The sequence below is a fragment of the Candidatus Syntrophosphaera sp. genome, from assembly GCA_019429425.1.
Lineage (GTDB): Bacteria > Cloacimonadota > Cloacimonadia > Cloacimonadales > Cloacimonadaceae > Syntrophosphaera.
Map to the genome: position 1 here is coordinate 60,759 of JAHYIU010000002.1, position 6,647 is coordinate 67,405.

The following is a 6,647-nucleotide window of genomic DNA, read 5'->3' on the forward strand; positions in this document are numbered from 1 at the left end:
TGCGGCCCATTCCCTCCCTGCAAGGCTATTTTAGCAGGATCATCTTCTTCGTGGACCTGTAGCCGCCAGCGCTCATCCGCAGTTGGTAGATCCCGCTGGATACGGGTTCCCCGCTGTGATCCAGGCCCTGCCAGAGGATGGAGTGATTTCCGACTTCCTGCCATGCGTCAACCAGGGTGGCCACCAATTGGCCCTTCAGGTTGAAGACCTGCAGAGTTGCCCGGGAGGCCTCTTTCAGGCTGTATGTGACCGTGGTTTCAGGATTGAAGGGGTTCGGATAGTTGCCGTGCAGCGCGGTTACTGCCACCGGCGCGATCGGGTCCTCATTGGCGGTCCCGGGTGGCAGTTGGAAATTCAGGGTGGTGGTCTGCCCAACCACGACCAGAACGTTGTCCTGGGTGACGGACTGATAGTTCGGATGGCTGGCCGTGACGCTGTGCGCGCCGCTTTCCACCAGCATGCTGTAAGCCCCGCTGGCATTGGTGGTGGCGCTCACATCTCCGCAAGAGACGGTGGCATCCATGATCGGGGCGTTTTGCAGGCTGCGCACGATCCCGGCGATCGTTCCGACCGGCGTGACCTTGGTCAGTGGATTGGAAAATGCCGGATCTGAAAGCACTCCGTTGATGTAGACCGATTTCACCGCCCAATAGTAGGTTCCATCCGGAACGGCATACCATCCCGTGTCCGTGAAGGTCGTCTCGGTGATGGTTCCAGGGGTCAGGTTCACCCAGAGGGCCTCGTTGTTGGCCTGGCCTTGCAGGAAGCGCCAGACCTGGTAAGCCGTTATGCGCTCAGGTTCAGGATCGGTCAGGGCCAGAGGCGTGAACGAAGTCAGCGCGGCGGGAGGATTGAGGCCCACGTAGCCCTGGATGTTCCAATTGAAGTCGCAATAGGCGTTCACGGAGAGCAGGGTGGTCCAACTGCCCTGCCAATGGATCATGTTGCCAAAGCCATCCACCGCCGGACCGTAATCCATTCCCGCGTAGGCGGGATTTACTCCCGTCACGTCGCACAGGAAGCCGAACCACAGCTCTTCCGTGCCCGTGACCGGAATAGGAAAATCCAGCAAGACAGTATTGTAGGAATTGAGGACCGGGATGATGGGCTGGTCCACCACCATCATGCCAGGGGCGAAAGCGTCTCCACCGGTCCAGACCCGGACAGAGAAATTTCCCCCCATGGCTGGCCAGATCCGGACCGCCTGCAAAAAACCGCCGGCATAGTCGGCCAATGCGGCTGGCGGAAAGCGGATCGCCACGTCAAAACTGAGCGAGCCCGCGGTACCGAAGGAGGTGTTGTTCTCCCCGCTGTCGTAATGCAGCCAGCCTTCCAGCGCCACATTCGGTTCCTCCCAGGCCAGGTCCACGGAGTTTCCATTGGCGGATTCCGCCGCCACCACATTCTGCGGAGGATAGGCAATCTCGCTCAGGACAATGTCGCCCAGGTCATAGTTTACCGCGCCGACAGAAAACTCTCCCGTGGCATTCTGATATCCGGATGCGCCAATGTTGTAATTGTATGTCTGGCTGGCATATACCCCGGGTATGCTGAAAGACCCCGTCGCGTCGCTGGTGGCTGAATACTCCGCGTAGCCTGCGATGCTGACCTGCGCGTTGGCCAAACCCTCTGTGGGCGCGTCACTGCCCACAGCCCGGCCGCTCACAGTGATCTGGGGAAGCGGAGCCAGAACGAAATCCTGGGTGGTGGTTTGCCCTTCCGCGATCGTAACCGTATGGCTTACAGCCGGGTAGCCTGTTTTGGAGGCAGTGGCCTGATAGGTCCCCGCAGGCACGTAGGGAAAGTCGTAATTCCCGTCCGCGCCGGTGGTGAAACTGAAATTGGTGTTCTGGATCGTGACCGTCGCGCCGGAGAGAGGCGATCCCCCGGAACTGACATTCCCCAACAGCGCTCCGCGGCCGGATACGTCAACAAAGAACGTGGTTTTGGGAAACTGGCCCGTGACCCCGGTCGTGGGGGGATTATCCGGATTGATGGGTGTATTGTGGTTATAGGTGTTGAGGGAGCGGTTAGAGCCCACGGTTTGGGCTTGGAACAGGTCCAGGGAAAAGTAGTAATCGTCATCCCAGGGCCGGAAGGCCATCAGCACGAGATTTCCGCCGCCGTAAGTATAAGGCGTATTGAGGTTTATCGTGATCTCGTTGATTCCGGCAGGATAATCGACATTGCCGGAAAACACCTGCGTGAGCTGGCTGGCAGGGATCCAGCCGTTGGCCAAGTCCGTCAGATAGGTCTCGCCCAGCCAGATCTGGGTGGGTTTGTTGGGAATGTTGGTGTAGAAATTATTGTAGAAGCGGATGGCCGTGATCTCTCCACTGACGTTCATTTCGCTGGCCAGATAGATGGTCTCGAACAGGCTGGTGCGGTAATACATGTTGACCGGGATCTGGGCTTGCTGGTCTCCGCTGCCAATGGTAACGGAGATTATCTCGCGTGTGGATCCGCCCCCGTCAGAAAACGGCTCATCCGGAGCTGCGGTGGCAAAAATCGCTCCCAGCGCCAGTATCAGCGCCAGTGCAACAACCAAGCTTTTCATGGTCATACTCCTTGTTTCTATCTGTTCTCCGCAATCCCCGCATACTGACATCTGGAAAACAATGCCCATTGACAAATGAAGATGACTGTGTTTTTCTGTAAAGCTTTTTTTATCCAAATCAATACTACCTTAGGTTCCTGAGACACGCGCAAGAGTTGAAAGCAAGATCGATTGTCAACTGGCCAGAACCGGAAAATTCGGAAAAGGGCCGCGCAAGCCGAAAAAACTTGCCAGGAATTGCGTCTTGCAGTTCAAGGTATCTTGCATCACAAAGTGACATAAGAAGCTTTTTTACAAAGGAGTTGAAAGCAAGCATGGACCTTCAGTCAAACTTGGTAAGGATCGCCAGTCTGGACAGCGTGGCCAACAATCCCGCCCGGCTGATGATCCTCTTTCTGCTGGAGCGACACCCAAGCCTTGATTATACTGGCTTGATGGAACTGACCAGGCTCAGCTCCGGAAATCTCACCACCCACCTGGCCAAACTGGTCCAAGCGAAGTACATTGCCAGGAGAAAGAGCTTTTTGAACAACAAACCCCATACCTCATACAAGCTGACGGAGAAAGGCAGAAACGCCTATGAGCGCTGGGGCGAACAGATCCTTTACGCTTTGCCCCAAAAGCAGCAAAACGGTCTGAGGGAGCAGGCCGGGCAGATAGCATACACTCTGAACCACTATCCGCATTGGTTCTGGGACGTGGACCTGCGCTCCCGGTTTTCCTCCACCCAGGGCGGCATGAACCTGCTGCCGCCCCTGAGCGGAATTCTCAACTAATTATGGCACAAAAACATATCTTGGCAAAGGAGAACTTATGATCGACAAACTCAAACAAACGCTGGAAAAGATCCAGGCGGATTATGCCGATCTCCGCTACGAGACCAAACAGGTCAACCGCGTGGTAATGAGCAAAAAGGAAGTCCGCAGCTACGGCTCAAACACGGGCGACGGCTACGTGCTCCGGGTATTGAAGAACGGCGGCCTGGCCTCAGTATGCTTCACCAAGCCGGAGCAGGCGGACGAAGCGATCCGCAAGGCCCTGGAGAACGCGGAAGTGCTGGCCGCCCATCAAAAGCAGCCCCGTAAACTGGCCCCGATACCCAGGGTTGTGGATACGGTCAAAGCACCGCTGCTCGAGGATCCGCGGCAGATAACGCTGGAAGAGAAGCTGGAATTGGTGCGGCACTATTCCGACCTGCTCTTCGCCCAGCCCAAGATCGCCAACGTGGAACTGGAATACTACGACGTGTTCCGCAACAAGTATTTCGTAAATAGCGAGGGGACACAGATCAACGAGGAATTGGTCACAACCAAGCTGGGCGCGGGGATCATCAGCCAGGAGGGCGACCTCACGCAGACGGTGCGCATGGCCTTTGGCGGCAGCACCGGATTCCAGAAGGTCCGTGGCCGCGAAGACGAAGCCCTGCAAAGGGCCAGGATCGCCGCCGACCTCTTGAACGCTGAGCCCGTGACGGCCGGAACCTATCCCATGGTCCTCAACCCCGGTATAGCCGGAGTGTTTACCCATGAGGCTTTCGGGCATTTTTCCGAAGCGGACATCGTGCGCGACCTGCCCGCAATGAAAGAGAAGATGAAGCTTGGCGCGAAGCTGGGCAAAGAGATCCTGAACATCACAGACGACGCCACAATCGCCAACCAGCTTGGTTTCTACAAATACGACGACGAGGGCGTGGCTGTGCGCAAGGTCAAACTGATGACCAGCGGAGTCCTGACCGGCAGGCTGCACGACCGATTCACAGCCGCGGAGATGGGAGAACCGGTCTCCGGCCACGCCATTGCCGAGGATTTCCGCTATGGGCCGATCGTGCGCATGGGCAACATCTTCATCGAACCGGGAACAGCCTCTCTGGAAGGGCTTTTAGCGGCCATGGGCAACGGGCTCTACATCTGCGACGCGATGGGCGGCCAGACTTCCGGGGAGAATTTCACCTTCGGCGCCAACCACGGCTACATCGTCAAAAACGGCAGGCTGGCCGGCATGATCCGCGACATCAACATCGTGGGAAATCTCTACCACACGCTCGGCAGCGTGGCCTTGATCGGCAGTGATTTCGTGCTCAACGAATCAGGCGGCTGCGGCAAAGGCCAGACCAACATCCGTTCCTGTCTGGGCGGGCCCAGCGTATTCTTCAAAGATCTGACCGTGGGAGGAAGATAATGGAAAAGCTGCTCAAACTCGCGTCCCAAGCCGCGGACCAGGCTGAGGTCTATTATGTGGAAGGTTCCGAAGACAGCATCGAATTCAACAACGGCAAGCTGGACAAAGCAGATTCGGCCCTCAGTTCGGGCATCGCCCTGCGCGTGATCAAAGACGGAAAAATGGGTCTGGCCCACACCCGCAACCTGCTTGACCGCGAAGCCTTGGTCCGCCAAGCCCTGGCCAGTGCGGCCAACGGGGTCGAGGTCAATTTCCAGATGCCGCGCACGGCGAATCTGCCAGCCACGGTGGCCTTCGATCCGCGGGTGGAAAAGCTGGCCAAACAAGACGTTGTGGCGCAGGGCGCCCGGCTGGTCGAATATGTGGCCGGCCGCGTCCAGGGCCAGGTGAACGTCAATATCAGTTATGAAATTGACCGGTCCGGAATCATGAACACCGCCGGAACGGACCTCTCTGAGAGGCAATCGGGTTACGCCCTGCTGGTGAACCTGATCTTTCCAGGCACGGGCAGCGGGCTTTTCCAATACTGGGTGGGCCGGGGTCCGGTCCAGCACGACCAGGCGGAATTGGACAAGCTGATCGAACTCTTCATCCTGAGCAAAAACGAGGTTGTGCCCCCCACGCGCAGGATGCCGGTGATCTTCACGCCTTTTTCCCTGTTTGCCCTGTTGTCGCGTTTTTCCGCGGCTGCGTCTCCGGTTAGCATCTACAACCAGGTTTCGCCGCTCTGCGGAAAGCTCGGACACAAGATCGTCTCGGATAAGCTCAGCCTTTGGCAGGATCCCCTCGATCCAGACCAACCCAATCCCACGGCCATCGATGCGGAAGGAACGCCCACCCGCAAGCTCGCTTTCATCGACAAAGGCGTATTCACAGCCTTCCCCACCGACCTGAATTACGCCTCAAAGCTGAATCTGGAGCCCAACGGCTGTGGCGTGCGCCATTCCGTGGAGGCCCTTCCATCGGCCCAGAACCTGGGTACGATCATTGGCACTGGTGACGCTTCCCTGGAAGAAATGATCTCCTGCCTGCGGGAAGGTTTGCTCGTTTTCAATCTGATGGGCGCGCATTCCGGAAACGTGTTGCACGGCGATTATTCTGTGGGCGTGTCCACGGGGTTCATGATCGAAAACGGCAGGATCACAGGCCGGGTAAAAGATTGCCTGCTATCCGGCAATGCCTATGAAACCCTCTCCAACATCGAAGCCATCGAAAACAAGCATACCAAATTTGGCTCCCACAAGATACCCTCAATTATCTGCAAAGACGTGAGCGTGGCCGGAAAATAGTTCTAAATTGGATCAGGAATAAGGGGCGCCGCGCGGTGCCCCTTTTTTAATGCAAAACCATGGCCTTCAGATGCGTTGCCCGGCCTCCTGCATCCAGACGGAGCAGATAGATGCCAGCGGGTAGCTTCTCGCTGACCAGTTCTTTCCACTGCCAAACATTAGCGCCCTGACGCAAGTCAAGACCAGATCGGGAGAGGATCTTTTGGCCTTTGAAGTTATAGAGGGATAAGGAAAGCTGGCCCGGATTAGGGGTGTCCAATTTCAGGGAAGTGGCATCAGATATGGGATTGGGTGTGATCTTTGCCGTAAAGGCAGGCGCTGAAACATCCTCCGCTGCCGCGCCCTGAATATAGAAAGTGAGGACAGGTCCCACAGGCACGGGATCAGGAGTAATACAAATTCCATGTTGACAAATCATATATAGTGATTATCTTGTCTCCAAAATCTAAATACTGGAGGCGAGATGCCACGACCAAAAGACCAATCGTTGCAGGAGGTATTCCTGAAAGCGGAGCAGGCTTTATCTGAGATCAAAGATGGACGCCTGGTGATGAAGTTGTTAGCAATCAGAGGGTACAGCAATCAACAGGCAAAGGACATCGCTGCATTGTTCAATACTCAGA

General features: G+C 56.6%; 5 protein-coding genes. 3 read left to right on the plus strand and 2 right to left on the minus strand.

The genetic code is table 11. The features are described 5' to 3' along the window. Positions 1-25 precede the first annotated feature (25 nt). Entirely contained in the window at positions 26-2,557 is a 2,532-nt protein-coding gene (locus tag K0B87_00515) for a carboxypeptidase regulatory-like domain-containing protein (protein ID MBW6513229.1), read from the minus strand. A 314-nt stretch (positions 2,558-2,871) separates the two neighbouring features. Between K0B87_00515 and K0B87_00520 the strand changes: the two genes are divergently transcribed. The 3 genes from K0B87_00520 to K0B87_00530 are packed head-to-tail and all read left to right on the plus strand — an operon-like array spanning position 2,872 to position 6,024. Further along, positions 2,872-3,333, plus strand: coding sequence for a transcriptional regulator (locus K0B87_00520; GenBank protein MBW6513230.1), 462 nt, complete (start codon positions 2,872-2,874; stop codon positions 3,331-3,333). A gap of 37 nt (positions 3,334-3,370) precedes the next feature. Further along, positions 3,371-4,735: a TldD/PmbA family protein gene (locus K0B87_00525; GenBank protein ID MBW6513231.1), complete on the plus strand. Its 1,365-nt coding sequence runs from the start codon at positions 3,371-3,373 to the stop codon at positions 4,733-4,735. Then, entirely contained in the window at positions 4,735-6,024 is a 1,290-nt protein-coding gene (locus K0B87_00530) for a TldD/PmbA family protein (GenBank protein MBW6513232.1), read from the plus strand. Before K0B87_00525 ends, K0B87_00530 begins: the two co-directional genes overlap by 1 nt. 46 nt (positions 6,025-6,070) lie before the next feature. Here the strand turns inward: K0B87_00530 and K0B87_00535 are convergent, their stop codons facing one another. Continuing rightward, positions 6,071-6,442, minus strand: coding sequence for a T9SS type A sorting domain-containing protein (locus tag K0B87_00535; GenBank protein ID MBW6513233.1), 372 nt, complete (start codon positions 6,440-6,442; stop codon positions 6,071-6,073). Between the last annotated feature and the right edge of the window lie 205 nt (positions 6,443-6,647).

What these genes read in the sequence shown, in the direction of transcription:
- K0B87_00520 (MBW6513230.1), top strand. Translation starts at nt 2,872, where the DNA reads ATGGACCTTCAGTCAAACTTGGTAAGGATCGCCAGTCTGGACAGCGTG.
- K0B87_00530 (MBW6513232.1), top strand. Translation starts at nt 4,735, where the DNA reads ATGGAAAAGCTGCTCAAACTCGCGTCCCAAGCCGCGGACCAGGCTGAG.
- K0B87_00525 (MBW6513231.1), top strand. Translation starts at nt 3,371, where the DNA reads ATGATCGACAAACTCAAACAAACGCTGGAAAAGATCCAGGCGGATTAT.
- K0B87_00535 (MBW6513233.1), bottom strand. Translation starts at nt 6,442, where the DNA reads ATGATTTGTCAACATGGAATTTGTATTACTCCTGATCCCGTGCCTGTG.
- K0B87_00515 (MBW6513229.1), bottom strand. Translation starts at nt 2,557, where the DNA reads ATGAAAAGCTTGGTTGTTGCACTGGCGCTGATACTGGCGCTGGGAGCG.